General features: G+C 68.1%; 13 protein-coding genes. 10 read left to right on the top strand and 3 right to left on the bottom strand.

Translation table 11 applies throughout. The features are described from left to right. Positions 1-39: 39 nt before the first annotated feature. The 5 genes from ACK4SC_RS05200 (at position 40) to ACK4SC_RS05180 (ending at position 4,642) form a co-directional block, all read left to right on the top strand. Positions 40-1,158 (top strand): GuaB3 family IMP dehydrogenase-related protein, encoded by a 1,119-nt coding sequence (locus ACK4SC_RS05200; protein WP_409615911.1) that lies wholly within the window; start codon positions 40-42, stop codon positions 1,156-1,158. A gap of 76 nt (positions 1,159-1,234) precedes the next feature. Next, positions 1,235-2,032, top strand: a complete 798-nt coding sequence (locus ACK4SC_RS05195) for an SURF1 family protein (protein WP_409615588.1) — start codon at positions 1,235-1,237, stop codon at positions 2,030-2,032. A gap of 5 nt (positions 2,033-2,037) precedes the next feature. After that, a complete protein-coding gene (locus ACK4SC_RS05190) occupies positions 2,038-2,487 on the top strand; it encodes a DUF3817 domain-containing protein (protein ID WP_409615585.1) in 450 nt (149 codons plus the stop codon). Beyond that, entirely contained in the window at positions 2,484-4,061 is a 1,578-nt protein-coding gene (guaA, locus tag ACK4SC_RS05185; RefSeq protein ID WP_409615583.1) for a glutamine-hydrolyzing GMP synthase, read from the top strand. The genes ACK4SC_RS05190 and guaA overlap by 4 nt, the downstream gene beginning before the upstream one ends. Positions 4,062-4,153: 92 nt before the next feature. Further along, positions 4,154-4,642 carry a tetratricopeptide repeat protein gene (locus ACK4SC_RS05180; RefSeq protein WP_409615581.1) on the top strand — a complete coding sequence of 163 codons (489 nt, stop codon included), beginning with the start codon at positions 4,154-4,156 and terminating at the stop codon, positions 4,640-4,642. A 21-nt stretch (positions 4,643-4,663) separates the two neighbouring features. Here the strand turns inward: ACK4SC_RS05180 and ACK4SC_RS05175 are convergent, their stop codons facing one another. The 3 genes from ACK4SC_RS05175 to ACK4SC_RS05165 form a co-directional block, all read right to left on the bottom strand. Then, positions 4,664-5,485 (bottom strand): Bax inhibitor-1/YccA family protein, encoded by an 822-nt coding sequence (locus ACK4SC_RS05175; protein ID WP_409615578.1) that lies wholly within the window; start codon positions 5,483-5,485, stop codon positions 4,664-4,666. A 92-nt stretch (positions 5,486-5,577) separates the two neighbouring features. After that, complete coding sequence (locus ACK4SC_RS05170; protein ID WP_409615575.1) at positions 5,578-6,075, bottom strand: hypothetical protein; 498 nt, start codon at positions 6,073-6,075, stop codon at positions 5,578-5,580. Beyond that, positions 6,072-6,425: a DUF4190 domain-containing protein gene (locus ACK4SC_RS05165; RefSeq protein ID WP_409615572.1), complete on the bottom strand. Its 354-nt coding sequence runs from the start codon at positions 6,423-6,425 to the stop codon at positions 6,072-6,074. Before ACK4SC_RS05165 ends, ACK4SC_RS05170 begins: the two co-directional genes overlap by 4 nt. Between ACK4SC_RS05165 and ACK4SC_RS05160 the strand changes: the two genes are divergently transcribed. The 5 genes from ACK4SC_RS05160 to ACK4SC_RS05140 all read left to right on the top strand — a co-directional run bounded on the left by ACK4SC_RS05160 (position 6,424) and on the right by ACK4SC_RS05140 (position 13,986). Continuing rightward, positions 6,424-7,470: a glycerophosphodiester phosphodiesterase family protein gene (locus ACK4SC_RS05160; RefSeq protein WP_409615569.1), complete on the top strand. Its 1,047-nt coding sequence runs from the start codon at positions 6,424-6,426 to the stop codon at positions 7,468-7,470. The two genes, ACK4SC_RS05165 and ACK4SC_RS05160, sit on opposite strands and share 2 nt — an antisense overlap. A gap of 12 nt (positions 7,471-7,482) precedes the next feature. Then, a complete protein-coding gene (locus ACK4SC_RS05155) occupies positions 7,483-9,846 on the top strand; it encodes an ATP-dependent helicase (protein WP_409615566.1) in 2,364 nt (787 codons plus the stop codon). Positions 9,847-9,985: 139 nt separating this feature from the next. After that, complete coding sequence (locus tag ACK4SC_RS05150; RefSeq protein WP_409615564.1) at positions 9,986-10,321, top strand: STAS domain-containing protein; 336 nt, start codon at positions 9,986-9,988, stop codon at positions 10,319-10,321. Further along, positions 10,314-11,930, top strand: coding sequence for a SpoIIE family protein phosphatase (locus tag ACK4SC_RS05145; RefSeq protein ID WP_409615561.1), 1,617 nt, complete (start codon positions 10,314-10,316; stop codon positions 11,928-11,930). The genes ACK4SC_RS05150 and ACK4SC_RS05145 overlap by 8 nt, the downstream gene beginning before the upstream one ends. A 112-nt stretch (positions 11,931-12,042) precedes the next feature. Continuing rightward, complete coding sequence (locus ACK4SC_RS05140) at positions 12,043-13,986, top strand: glycosyltransferase (RefSeq protein WP_409615908.1); 1,944 nt, start codon at positions 12,043-12,045, stop codon at positions 13,984-13,986. Positions 13,987-13,994 lie beyond the last annotated feature (8 nt).

The following is a 13,994-nucleotide window of genomic DNA, read 5'->3' as shown; positions in this document are numbered from 1 at the left end:
GCGGGCCCGGCGAACCCCGCCCGATAGGCTGGGCGCGTGATGGAAATCGAGATCGGGCGGGCCAAGCGAGCGCGGAGGGCGTACTCCTTCGACGACATCGCGGTGGTCCCCAGCCGCCGCACGCGCGACCCCGAGGTGGTGTCGATCTCGTGGACGATCGACGCCTTCACGTTCGACACCCCGGTGATTGCCGCACCCATGGACTCGGTCGTGAGTCCGGCGACGGCGATCGCGATCGGGCGACTCGGCGGCCTCGGCGTACTCGACCTTGAGGGCCTCTGGACCCGGTACGAGGATGCCGACGCCGAACTCGAGCGCATCCGCCAACTCGACCCGGCAGTGGCGACCGCCGAAATGCAGCGCATTTACGCCGAGCCGATCAAGCCTGAGTTGATCCGCGCGCGTATCGCTGAGATCCGCGAGGCTGGCGTGCCGGTGGCCGGCGCACTCAGCCCGCAGCGCACTCAGGAGCACTTCCAAGACGTCGTCGACGCCGGCGTCGACCTGTTCGTCATCCGTGGCACGACGGTCAGCGCCGAGCACGTCGCCCGCGACCGCGAACCGCTGAACCTGAAGAAGTTCATCTACGAGCTCGACGTGCCCGTCATTGTCGGCGGAGCCGCCACCTACACCGCGGCCCTGCATCTCATGCGCACGGGCGCTGCCGGCGTGCTGGTGGGCTTCGGCGGCGGGGCGGCCAGCACCACGCGCCTGAGTCTCGGCATTCACGCCCCGATGGCCACCGCCGTGAGCGACGTCGCTGCCGCCCGCCGCGACTACATGGACGAGTCGGGCGGCCGCTACGTGCACGTCATCGCCGACGGGGGCCTTGGCACGAGCGGCGACATTGTCAAGGCGGTCGCCATGGGGGCGGATGCGGTCATGCTCGGTTCCGCGCTCGCGAAGGCGACCGACGCGCCCGGTCGAGGCTGGCACTGGGGCGCCGAGGCGCACCACCCCGAGCTTCCCCGCGGCAACCGCGTTGCGGTCGAGCAGCTGGCGCCGCTCGAGCAGCTCATGTTTGGCCCCTCCAGTCACGCCGACGGCCAGGTGAACCTCATGGGTGCGCTGCGTCGCTCGATGGCGACGACGGGGTACTCCGACCTGAAGGAGTTCCAGCGCGTCGAGGTTGTCGTCGCGCCGTACCACTCGCGGTAGCGCGGGAGGCGTCCACGAGGGGGCTCGCGGCTCCCGGCTCAGCCCCGCCACAGTCGTACCCGGCAGAATGTGGGCCGTGTGGAAACTCGCGCGCCGTCCGAAGTGGATCGCCCTGCTCATTCTGGCGCTCACGGTCGCCGGCGTCTTCGCCGCGATGGGCCAGTGGCAGTTGGAGCGCGCCGCCGAGGAGGCCATCGTGGTCGAGCGCGACACCGAGACGCCGACGCCGCTCGTCGACCTCGCCGAGCCGCAGCAGGTGATGACTTCCGACGCGAGCGGCCGCATCGTCACGGTCGACGGCTCGTGGGTCGAGGGCGACGAGCTCGTGATGACGGGTCGCCAGACGCTGACCGAGGTCAACGGCTCGCGGGAGGGCGACTGGGTCGTGAGGCACCTGAGGACGGCCGACGGGGCCAGCCTCGCCGTTGCGGTGGGGGTCCTGCCCGAGGGGGCGAGCATCCCGAACCTGGACCAGGGCCCGGCTACGCTCACCGGCCGCTATGTGCCGAGTGAGGCCCCGCAGACCTCGAACTTCGAGGCCGGTGAGCGCAACGCGATTGCGGTCGCCGACCTCGTGAACGTGTGGCCAGAGCCCGGCCCGATCTACTCGGGCTACCTCGTCCTGAGCGAGGCGCCCGACGGTTTCGGCACGATTCCGGCGCCGCCGCCCGTCATCGAGGGGCAGCTGAATCTCTTGAACGTGTTCTACGCGATCGAGTGGGTGCTGTTCGGCGGCTTCGCCATCTACCTCTGGTGGCGCCTGCTGCGCGACGAGTACGAGAAGCAGCTCGCCGACGAGGAGGAGGCAGACTCCGAGGCGGAGGAGCAGGACGCCACCCGCGCACCGGAGCCCCAGCCCGCCGCCCTAAACTGAGAGCCATGGCGATCGGCCCCAGCCCCAAGGACATCCCCGCGATCCGTCGCACCCTTGCCGTGTACAAGGTCTCTTCCGTGCTGACGGGCACCTTCCTGCTCGGCCTGGTGGTCATGATGATCACCCGCTACGGCCTCGGCAGCGACATTGAACTCAACGGTGAGAGCGGCGTTCTCGCGCTCACCCCGGTGGGCGAGCTGACGGGCTTCAACCTGTCGATCTTCCTGCTGGCCGTGCACGGCTGGCTCTACGTGCTCTACCTCGCCTGCGACTTCCTGCTGTGGCGCCTCGTGCGCTGGCCGTTCTGGAAGTTCCTCTGGATCGCCATGGGTGGCATCATCCCGCTGCTGTCGTTCTTCTTCGAACGCCAGGTTCCCCGTGAGGTCGAGTCGATCATCCAGACGCTCGAATCGAACCGGGATGCCCGCCCCGCCACCGAGGGGGCGCCCGCGTGAGCGCCGGCACCGACCACCGCCCCGTTCTCGTCGTCGACTTTGGTGCCCAGTACGCGCAGCTGATCGCGCGGCGGGTGCGCGAGGCGAACGTGTACTCCGAGATCGTGCCGCACACCATCTCGGCCGACGAGGTCGCCGAGAAGAACCCCGCCGCGATCGTCTTGAGCGGCGGCCCGTCGAGCGTGTACGAGCCGGGCTCGCCCGACCTCGACCCGGGCATCCTGCAGCTGGGAGTGCCCGTCATGGGCATTTGCTACGGCTTCCAGGTGATGGCGAAGCAGCTTGGCGGCGAGGTCGCGAAGACGGGCCGCCGCGAGTACGGCGCCACCACCGCCCGCATCGTCGGAGACGGCGGCAGCCTCCTGACCGACCAACCCGAGACCCAGATCACCTGGATGAGCCACGGCGACTCGGTTGCCAAGGCCCCCGAGGGCTTCGAGGTGCTGGCCAGCACCGACGACACTCCGGTCGCCGCGTTCGCGAGCGACGAGAAGAAGCTGTACGGCGTGCAGTGGCACCCCGAGGTGAAGCACTCCGAGTTCGGCCAGCGCGTGCTCGAGAACTTCCTGCACCGCGCCGCCGGCATCGCCCCCGACTGGAACAGCGGCAGCGTCATCGCCGCACAGGTCGACCGCATTCGCGAGCAGGTCGGGGATGCGCGGGTCATCTGCGGACTGTCCGGCGGCGTCGACAGCGCGGTCGCGGCTGCGATCGTGCACGAGGCGGTCGGCGACCAGCTCGTGTGCGTCTTCGTCGACCACGGCCTGTTGCGGGCCGATGAGCGCCGCCAGGTCGAGGAAGACTACGTGGCTGCCACGGGCATCCGCCTGGTGACGGTGGATGCTCGCCAGCAGTTCCTCGATGCGCTTTCGGGCGTCACCGACCCCGAGCAGAAGCGCAAGATCATCGGCCGCGAGTTCATTCGCACGTTCGAGAACGCGGCCGAGGCCCTCGTGCTCGAGGCGCAGGGTGAGGGCGAGGCCGTGAAGTTCCTCGTGCAGGGCACGCTGTACCCCGACGTGGTCGAGTCGGGCGGCGGCACGGGCACGGCGAACATCAAGAGCCACCACAACGTGGGCGGCCTCCCCGAAGACCTCGAGTTCGAGCTCGTCGAGCCGCTGCGCACGCTGTTCAAGGACGAGGTGCGCGCGATCGGTCGCGAGCTGGGGCTGCCTGAGCCGATCGTGTCGCGGCAGCCGTTCCCAGGCCCGGGACTCGGCATTCGCATCGTCGGCGAGGTGACGGAGGAGCGGCTCGAGCTGCTGCGCCAGGCCGACGCGATCGTGCGGCACGAACTAACGGCGGCCGGTCTCGACGCCGAGATCTGGCAGTGCCCGGTCGTGCTGCTCGCCGACGTGCGCTCGGTGGGCGTGCAGGGCGATGGGCGAACCTACGGGCACCCCATCGTGCTGCGTCCGGTGTCGAGCGAAGACGCGATGACGGCCGACTGGACGCGCCTTCCCTACGACGTGCTCGCCCGAATCTCCAACCGCATCACGAACGAGGTCGAGGGCGTCAACCGGGTCGTGCTCGACGTCACGTCGAAGCCCCCGGGAACCATCGAATGGGAGTGACCGCGCTCAGAGTCGAGGCCATTTCTGGCCTCGACGCACGGTCACTCCGGCGGCCGTCTCGGCCGTCGGTGGCGCGATGAGCCCCGAGCATCGTGAACGACCGAATTGACCTTGACATCGAGCGCCGGCTGACGGCGTTCTGGGATGCGCTCGGCGACGATGATGATCTCGCCGAATCCGATTCCCGGCTGCTGGCGATCGTCGACGGTCTGCCGGTGGCGCGCATCCTGTTCGAGCGGGCGTCGCTGCGCGACGCGCTCGGCTTCGAGGCGGATGCTGTTCCCCTCTACGAGGCGGCGCTCGCGGCGGGCCTCCCGTCGCCCGACGGCGAGCGGGCGGTGATCCAGCTCGCGTCCTCCCTGCGCAATCTTGGCCGCGCCGAGGAGGCGTTCGCCCTACTGGAGCCGTTCGTTGAGGACGACGAGGTGGGCGCCCAGGCCTCCGCCTTCGCCGCACTGTGCCTCATCGACCTCGGCAGAAACGCGGAAGCCGCGAGGCTCGCGCTGTCTGCGCTCGCCCCGCGGCTTCCGGAGTACGGTCGCGCGGTCGCGTCCTACGTCGACGAGCTCGAGCTCGACTGAGTCGCGCCCGGGCCGTCGTGATTACTCGCCCCCGCGGAGGATGGCGAGGAGGCGGAGGATCTCGATGTACAGCCAGACGACCGTCAGCACGATGCCGAACACGGCGCGCCACGCGAACTGACGCGGGGCGCCGTTCTCGACGCCGCGCTTGACGGCGTCGAAGTCGAGCACGAGCGAGTAGGCGGCGAGGATGACGACGAGAACACCGAGGACGACGCCGAGCGGGATGCCGAGACCCGGAATCACCCACGTGCGGAGGCCGAACTCACTCGTCGTGACACCGAACAGCATCAGACCGAGGTTCACGAGCGAGAACAGTGCGTAGCCGACGAGCGCGATGAGAAAGACCTTGGTAGCCCGCTTGGAGGCGCGAATCTTGCCGCTCCGGAAGAGGAGCAGCGTCGCCGTGAAGACGGCGGCCGTTCCGATGAGCGCCTGCGTCGCGATGCCCTGGTACTGCGTCATCTCGAAGATCGCCGAGATGCCCCCGACGAACACACCCTGCACGGCCGAGTACGCGAGCACCAGCGCGGGCACGGTCTTCTTCTTGAAGATGTTGACGAGCGCGAGCACGAAGCCGGCGATCGCGGCGGGGATGGCGAGGATCGGCAGGAACCAGCCGATGGCGGCACCCACCGCGAGGATCGCGAAGGCGCCCACGGCCTTCTGGATCGTGTCCTCGTAGGTCATGCGGTCGGTGTCGGCGGGCGTCGCCGACGGGCGGCCGTAGAGCTCGTCGAGCTGCTCGGCGCTCGGGGCCGGGGTCGCCCGGTTGACGATCGCGGAGGTCTGGTTCAGCTGGAAGGCGGGGGAGTTGAACGCGGGGTTCGACATCGAAGCCATGGGTCCTCTTTCAGGGGTGTCGGCCAGTCGGAGTTGTCGCCGGTCGGCTCCTCCATTCTAGGGAGGCGCGGCCCCGAATCGCCTGGTGGCGGCTATGCAGCGGCTGGATGCTCGGGGCCAGGCCGCGTAGACGGCGTGCGGTCGAGAGCGGCCGCCCACCACGAGCATCCGACGGTGACGACCGCGCCGAGGGCGAGGGCGGCCAGCATGCCGGGGTACTCGCGGAAGACGACCGCGGCGGCAACACCCGCGAGCAGGATGGGGCCGACCGTGATGACGGTCAGCCACGGGCGGTGGCGCGCGAGCAGCCAGCCGAGGTAGGGCACGGCGAGAGTCCACAGCGCCTGGGGGCCGGTGAGCAACAGCCACACGGTGCCGAGACTGGGCGCGACGGGCAGGAGGCGACGCCACGCGCGGGCCGGCAGGACGAGCCACCCGACCGCGTGGGCGGCTGAGCCGACGGCGAGTGGCCAGAGGTTGGTGGTGCTCGCGGCTTGCAGGTGCACGAGTCCGCCGGCGACGAGGGTGAGTCCGATGGCGACCCGCTCGCGGTGGGTGCCCCACCGCAAGGGGAGGTGGTCGGCGCTCACGAGGGGAAGGGCGCGGTGTAGGCCTGGTAGATCAGTGCCCCGGCGAAGATCCACCCGGCGAGCCACAGGTAGCCGAGCCCGACGGCCGTCCAGGCGAGGGGGGCGCCGCGCTCCGCGCTGCCCGATCGGTGGATCTGGCCGGCGGCGATGTGGCCGAACAGGGCGGCGAACGGGCTGAGGAGCACGGCCAGGATGAACGCCACGACCGCGAGCGCGTTGGTGCGGCGGCGCGGGCGGGCGGCTGCGTGGCGATGCTGCTCCGGCCCGGGCTCGGGCCCCGGCTCGGTCTCGGGCCGGGGGGAGGTGTCGGCGCTCGCCGTGGGCATCGGCGCAGGCGTCGGGTCGCTCATGCCCGCGAGGCTACCGCGTACGCTCGGTGACGTGGCTCCCGAAACGCGCCCCGAGCATCCGATCGTGATTGCGCATCGCGGAGCGAGCGGGTATCGGCCCGAGCACACCGCCGCCGCCTACGAGCTGGCGATTGCGCTCGGTGCCGACGCGGTCGAGCCCGACGTGGTGCCCACCCGCGATGGGGTGCTGGTCGTGCGGCATGAGAACGAGATCGGCGGCACCACCGACGTTGCCGACCGGCCCGAGTTCGCCGACCGCCGCACGACGCGCGTTGTCGATGGTCAGCGGCTCACCGGCTGGTTCACAGAGGACTTCACCTGGGCCGAGCTCTCGACGCTCACGGCGCGCGAGCGGTTGCCGAGGGTGCGGCCGTCGTCGACCCGTTTCGACGGCCGCTACCCGGTGCTGCGGCTGGAGGATGTTCTGCGCATCATCGACGCGGCACCGCGAGAGGTTGCGGTCGTGCTCGAGATCAAGCACGCGACGTACTTCGCGTCGGTCGGCATCGACATGGCGCGGCTGGTCGAGCGCGAGGTGATTCGCTGGCGCGCACGCGGGGGAACGGCCCCACTCATTGTCGAATCGTTCGAGCAGGGGGTGCTCGACGAGTTGCGGCGCCGTGAGCTGAGGGCGCGCTTCGTGTACCTGCACGAGCGGCGCGGCGCGGCGGCTGACCGTGTTGCCGCGCACGGACGGGCCGCACCGACCTGGGAATCGCAGCGCACCGACGACGGGCTGGATGCGCTCGTCGACGCCGGGATGCACGGGCTCAGCGTCGAGACGTCCGCCCTGTCGCGCGATCTGGTTACGCGCGCGCATGGGCGGGGCCTGGAGGTGTACACCTGGACGCTTCGCCCCGAAAATCGCTACCTGCCGGAACGGTTCCGCGTCGGGTCGTCGGCCTCGGCCCACGGTGACTGGCACGCGTGGTTTGCGGAGGTCGCTGCGACCGGTGTCGATGGGGTTTTCGCTGACCACCCTGACCTTCCCCGCGAGGCGTGGGGTGCGTCGGGGCGACGCCGAGGTGTCGGAGGCGCGACCTAGACTGAGGCGGTCATGACGCTGTTCCCTCCCGATGCCGAGACCGCACCCGAGCCCTGGCGGGCCGACCCGGCCGCCGACCCCTTGCTGGCCGGGCTCAACGAGCGTCAGCTCGCTGCCGTGCAGTCGAGGGCCGACGCGCTGCTGATCGTCGCGGGTGCCGGCTCGGGCAAGACCAGCGTGTTGACGCGGCGCATCGCACGGCTGCTGCGTGACCGCGAGCTGTGGCCCAGCCAGATCCTCGCGATCACGTTCACCAACAAGGCCGCCGCCGAGATGCGCGAGCGCGTCGGGCAGCTCATCGGCCACGAGGCCGCCCAGGGCATGTGGATCTCGACCTTCCACTCGGCGTGCGTGCGCATCCTGCGCCGCGAGGCCCAGCAGTTCGGCATGACGCAGGCGTTCACGATCTACGACTCGGCCGACTCGCGTGCGCTCATCAAGCGCATCGTGAAAGAGCTGCAGGCCGACACCCTGGGCCTGACGGTTCCCGCCGTGGCTGGCAAGATCTCGCGCCTGAAGAACGAGCTCATCGACGCCGACGCGTACGCGCGGCAGTACAACCAGAATGACCCGACCGAGGTCATGTTTCTCGAGATCTTCCGGCGCTACACGGCCGAGCTGGCCCGGGCGAACGCGCTCGATTTCGACGACCTGATTGGCCAGACGGTCTACCTGTTTCGCGCCTTCCCGCAGGTGGCGGCGCTGTACCAGCGCCGGTTCCGGCACATCCTCGTCGACGAGTACCAAGACACCAACCACGCCCAGTACGCGCTGATTCGCGAACTCACCCGCGGCGTCAAGCCCGAGCACGTGCCCGCCGACACCCGCATCGAGACGGATGCCTCCGGCGCGATTCCGCCCGCCGCCCTCACCGTGGTGGGTGACTCTGATCAGTCGATCTACGCGTTCCGCGGTGCCGACATTCGCAACATCGTCGAGTTCGAGCGGGACTTCCCGGGCGCCGAGGTGATTCTGCTCGAGCAGAACTACCGCTCGACCCAGACGATCCTTGATGCGGCGAACGCGGTCATCGCGAACAACTTCGACCGCATTGCGAAGAACCTGTTCACGGCCGTCGGTGCGGGCGACAAGATCACGGGCTTTACGGGGTACAGCCAGCACGACGAGGCGCAGTTCGTCGCCGACGAGATCACGGCGTTGCACGACGGCGGCATGCCGTACAACCAGATGGCGGTGTTCTATCGCACCAATGCGCAGACCCGAGCGCTCGAAGAGATTCTGATCCGCTCGGCGATTCCCTACCGCGTGCTCGGGGGCACGAAGTTCTACGAACGCGCCGAGATCAAAGACGTGATGGCGTACCTGATTGCCGTGGCGAACCCGGCCGACGCGCTCGCGGTGCGGCGCATCCTGAACACGCCGAAGCGCGGAATCGGGCCGGCGACCGAGACGGCACTGGCAATGCACGCCGACGAACTCGGCGGCACGCTGCGCGACGCACTCAGCGACGCCGCGGCACTCGGCCTCGGGCCCAAGGTGACGAGCGCGATGCTCGAGCTGGCGCGCATCCTTGATGACGCCAGCGACACGATTGACACGGCGCCCGTGCCCGACATCGTCACCGGCATTCTCGAGCAGACGAAGTATCTCGAGCTGTTGCGGGCGAGCCGTGACCCGCAAGACGAGGCGCGCGCCGAGAACGTCGAAGAGCTGGTTGCCGTCACGCGCGAGTTCCAGAAGAACAATCCCGAGGGACGTCTCGTCGACTTCTTGACGGAAGTGGCGCTCGTCGCCGCGGCCGACGACCTCGACGACTCGTCGGGCACGGTCTCACTCATGACCCTGCACACCGCGAAGGGCCTCGAGTACGACGCGGTGTTCATCACCGGCGTCGAAGAGAACCTCCTGCCCCACCAGATGAGCGCCTCAGAGCCCGGCGGGCCCGCCGAAGAGCGGCGCCTGTTCTACGTCGGCATCACTCGAGCGCGCAAGAAGCTGCACCTGAGCCTTGCGATGACGCGCTCGACGTTCGGCGACACCCAGGTCTCGGCCCCGAGCCGCTACCTGCAAGAGATTCCCGCCGAGCTGATCGACTGGCGCGATGCGCCCGGCATGGGGATGCGCACAGGCTCCGGCCAGCGTCAGCTCGGCTCGTCGAAGCCCTCCTTCTCGTATGGCTCGTCGCTTCCGCCGGGAAAGCCCAAGACCGAGTGGGCGAACCGCGTCACGAACACGGTGCGCGACAACGGCGACCTCACTCTCGAGGTGGGCGACCGCATTCGGCACGACGATTTCGGCGAGGGGCGCGTGACGGGAGTCACGCAGAACGGTGCCAAGTCGATCGCCGAGGTGCAGTTCGACTCTGCCGGGCGCAAGCGACTCCTCATCAAGATCGCTCCGATTCAGAAGCTCTGACGAGCTTCTGACGCATCCCTGCCTGCGTGACACTGGTGTGTCTCGCACGCGACGTGCGCCCCCAGTTATGGGCGGTTTGTGCCCACAAACCCGTCGTTCCCGCCAGAATGGGCACAAGGGCTGGCAAGTAGGGAGAGCCATGGACATCAGCGTCACCCCGCGCGAAAACGGAGTCACCGAGCTCGGCGTCACCGGCCGACTGAATGTCGTCACGGCTGCGCGGGTTCGCGAGGCGATTCAGACAGCGGTCAACGACAACCGAGGCAAGGTGGCCGTTGACCTGTCCGGGGTGGTTTTTCTCGACTCGTCTGGCCTCGGGGCCCTGATCGCCGGGTTGAAGGCTGCACGGGAGGCCGGAGGCGACGTGCGTCTCGTTCAGCCGACGGAGCAGGTCGCCCTCGTGCTCGATCTGACCAACATGGGATCCGTGCTGAAGTCGTTCGACAGCGTGGAGGACGCCTACCCGCATGACTGACATGGTCACGCGCACGGTGCGACTCATCGCGCCGCCCGACACCGTCGACACGGTGCATGACCTCCTTGATGAGCTGTGGCCGAGCGTGCCCAATGTCAGCCCTCGAGACCGCATGGCGCTGGATACGGCGATCATTGAGCTGGCGGCCAACGTGATTCAGCACGCCAATCGCGGCAAGTCGATCAGTGCGACTCTCACCGTCATCGCCTTTCGCGATCGCATCGAGGTGACATTGAGCGATTCCGGCGAGATCGGCGAGGTCGATATCGAGGGCCGCTCTATGCCGGCGCCCGAGTCGCTTGCCGAGTCCGGCCGCGGCATTGCGCTCATGAAGGCGCTCGTGGACACGATCGAGCATCGTCGAGTTGACGGGTTCAATCACTGGACACTTGTGCGTGCGCGCGAGCAATATCGCGAACCGGATGCGCCCGCCAAGGCGATGCCCTCCGTCTCGATCAGCGGCATCATCGACGAGATGGCTCGGCAACGAGCGCTCGAAGAGATGGGCATTCTCGATACGCCACCAGAGCCGCGCTTTGATCGCGTGACTCGCCTCGCCAAGCAGCTGTTCGGGGTGAGCGGCGCGGCCATCAATCTCATCGACGGGGACCGGCAGTGGTCGAAGTCCATGGCGGCCGATTTTCCCGACGAGTTGCCGCGCGACTTGTCGACGTGCGCCGTCACCATCCAAGAGGAGCGCACCCTCGTCGTTCCCAACCTGCGTGCCGATCCCGCATTCGCGCATCAAGCAGTGCCAGGCGCCTATGAGTTTTACGCCGGACACCCCCTGCACGCGCCGGGCGGCGAGCGCATCGGTTCCTTATGCGTCTTCGACGATCGTCCGCGGCAGTTCAGTGAACGTGAGCAAGAAATGCTCCGCGATTTGGCCGACTGGGTGCAACAAGAGCTGACGGCGAGCCACGAACTGAGCCGCGCTGCGGAAGTGCAGCAGGGCCTGCTGCCCCAGTCCCTCATCAGCATGCCGGGGTGGGATATCGCCGGGATGTGCCTGCCCGCCCGCGCCGTCGGAGGGGACTTCTACGACTGGTACCCGGTCGGTGAGGGAGCGGCGATCACCCTGGCTGACACGATGGGCAAGGGCATCGGTTCGGCCATCATCGCCGCGACGGTCCGGGCTGTGTTGCGCTCGGCCGCGCGTTTCGGCGACGTGGCCGGAGCGGTCGACCTCGCCGCGGCATCGCTCAACGCCGATCTCGACACCACCGGCTTGTTCGTCACGCTCCTTCACGGTCGACTCGACATGGACTCCGGCGAGTTCACCTACGTCGACGCTGGGCATGGCCTGACGGTGGTCGCCCGCCGCGACGGCACGATCGAGCGACTTCGCTCGCACACGCCTCCGCTCGGTGTGGATCTCGAGACGGAGTGGGAGGCGCATACGGTCACGCTGAATGCGGGGGACGTATTGGTGAGCGCGAGCGACGGTCTGCTTGACCTGTACGACGGCACCCTCAACGCACTCGACAAGATCGGAGCGCTCGCGTTGCTCGCTTCAACCTCGAGCGAGGTCACGGATGCGGTGCGCGCTCGCGCCCGGGGGGTGGCTCCCGACGACGTGACGGTGGTGGTGGTGCGCCGTGACGGCTGAGGACCCCCGCGTCCTTCCGAGCGGCGAGTTCGACGATTCACAGCTCGACGGCTTGCCACAACCGGTCGATCAGGGCGTGACGGAACGCGGGGCCACGACTCGCTTCGTCATCATGCGCGCACTCGTGCTTCTGACACTCATTTCGGGCACGATCTACATCGGCTGGCGCTGGCTGTTCTCGCTCAACTTTGATGCCTGGTGGATTGCGATTCCGCTCGTTCTCGCAGAAACCTACGCGCTGATCGACGTCTTCTTTTTCGGATTCACGCTGTGGCGAGCGAAGTCGCGGCCATCGCCCCCCGCTCCGCCACCGGGGTTGCGAGTCGACGTGTTCATCACGACGTACAACGAAGACGTTGACCTCGTTCGACGCACGGCCGAGGCGGCGACCCGTATCCGTTACCCGCACCGCACGTACGTGCTGGACGACGGCAACCGCTCGGCCATGAAGGCGATGGCTGATGAACTCGGGGTCGGCTACATCACGCGCGGCCCGGGCTGGGAGAACCGCCCGCTCCACGCGAAGGCGGGCAACCTCAACAACGCCCTGTTGCAGACTGATGGCGAGTTCCTGCTCATTCTCGACGCCGACCAGGTGCCTCGGCCTCAGATCCTCGATCGCACCCTGGGGTACTTCACGAAGCGCACGGTGGCTCTCGTGCAGACTCCCCAAGAGTTCGTCAATGTGCCCGACCATGACCCGCTCGGTAGTCAGGCGCCCCTGTTTTACGGGCCGATCCAGCAGGGTAAAGACGGCTGGAACGCGGCATTCTTTTGCGGCTCGAATGCGGTCCTCCGACGCGAGGCGCTCATGCAATTGGGCATCTCGCGGTACGTCATCGAGCTTGAACAGGCTGTCACGACTGCGTTGCGAGGCGCGTCGCGCGTGTTGCGTCGCGCAAGGCGGCGGCCCGAAGCGACAGCGGATCCTCGGGTTGCTGCGGCCCTCGACCAGATTCGCGTCGCGGTTCTCGAGGCGCGTCGCGCAGTGCGCGATCACTCCGAATCATTGGCGTCGATCACCTACCGCCTGCAACAGACGATCACGCGCGTCTCGGAGGAACTGGTCAGCGCAGATATGGCGCTCATCGCGCAGGACCTCGAGGCGATTGGCGAGCTCCAGCTCGAGACGCGTGCTGACTTTGACGTGGTCACTGACGTAGGCAGCAACGTCGACGCCCTGACCGCGCGCGAACTGAGCCCCTTGGGTGCACTCAGCTCGGTGCAGAGGCTCTTGCGGTCGATCGACGTCGACCGTGACGACGAAGCGCAACCGCTCATGCCGCTGGCCACCATCTCGGTGACGGAGGACATGGCGACGTCGATGCGCCTCCACGCCATGGGGTGGGCCAGCGTCTATCACCACGAGACCCTTGCCGACGGGCTTGCCCCCGAAGATCTCGGCACGATGATGAAGCAGCGTCTGCGCTGGGCGCAGGGCACGATTCAGGTCATGCTGCGCGAGAACCCGTGGACGCAGAAGGGCCTGAGCCTTCCGCAGCGCACGCTCTACTTCGCCACGATGTGGAGCTACCTGAGCGGCTTCGCCGCGCTTGCCTTCTTCGCGGCTCCCATCATCTTCCTCGTCGCCGGAGTTCTGCCCGTCTCGTCCACCGCGCTCGAGTTCTTCCTGCGCTTTTTGCCCTACCTGATCATCAGCCAGCTGCTGTTCTTCGTGGCGAGCCGGGGTCTGTCGACCTGGCGCGGTCAGCAGTACAGCCTCGCGCTCTTTCCGGTCTGGATCCGGTCCGTCACCTCGGCCGTTGCGAACGTGTGGTTTGGCAAGCCGTTGAGTTTCGTCGTCACGGACAAGTCCGGACCCGGCGGGCGCGCGTCGCTACGCCTGGTGTGGCCGCAGCTCGCCGTGGCGATCTTGCTGGTCATTGCCACGGTGGTGGGCATTGTGCGGCTGGTGCTCGGCATCGGCGAGCCGATCGGCACGGCTATCAACGTGGGGTGGGTTGTCTTTGACCTGCTGATTTTGAGTGTTCTCGTGCACGCGGTGCGGTACCGCGGGTACCGTGCAGACGAGACGGTGGAAGGGGCTACAGCGTGAACGTTGAG

Source organism: Microcella sp. (assembly GCF_046293215.1).
GTDB lineage: Bacteria > Actinomycetota > Actinomycetes > Actinomycetales > Microbacteriaceae > Microcella.
The sequence above is the reverse complement of the archived record's forward strand: the minus strand, read 5'-3'. Positions and strand labels throughout refer to the sequence as shown.

What these genes read in the sequence shown, in the direction of transcription:
- ACK4SC_RS05200 (WP_409615911.1), top strand. Translation starts at nt 40, where the DNA reads ATGGAAATCGAGATCGGGCGGGCCAAGCGAGCGCGGAGGGCGTACTCC.
- ACK4SC_RS05190 (WP_409615585.1), top strand. Translation starts at nt 2,038, where the DNA reads ATGGCGATCGGCCCCAGCCCCAAGGACATCCCCGCGATCCGTCGCACC.
- ACK4SC_RS05175 (WP_409615578.1), bottom strand. Translation starts at nt 5,485, where the DNA reads ATGGCTTCGATGTCGAACCCCGCGTTCAACTCCCCCGCCTTCCAGCTG.
- ACK4SC_RS05160 (WP_409615569.1), top strand. Translation starts at nt 6,424, where the DNA reads ATGCCCGCGAGGCTACCGCGTACGCTCGGTGACGTGGCTCCCGAAACG.
- ACK4SC_RS05165 (WP_409615572.1), bottom strand. Translation starts at nt 6,425, where the DNA reads ATGAGCGACCCGACGCCTGCGCCGATGCCCACGGCGAGCGCCGACACC.
- ACK4SC_RS05155 (WP_409615566.1), top strand. Translation starts at nt 7,483, where the DNA reads ATGACGCTGTTCCCTCCCGATGCCGAGACCGCACCCGAGCCCTGGCGG.
- ACK4SC_RS05150 (WP_409615564.1), top strand. Translation starts at nt 9,986, where the DNA reads ATGGACATCAGCGTCACCCCGCGCGAAAACGGAGTCACCGAGCTCGGC.
- ACK4SC_RS05145 (WP_409615561.1), top strand. Translation starts at nt 10,314, where the DNA reads ATGACTGACATGGTCACGCGCACGGTGCGACTCATCGCGCCGCCCGAC.
- ACK4SC_RS05140 (WP_409615908.1), top strand. Translation starts at nt 12,043, where the DNA reads ATGCGCGCACTCGTGCTTCTGACACTCATTTCGGGCACGATCTACATC.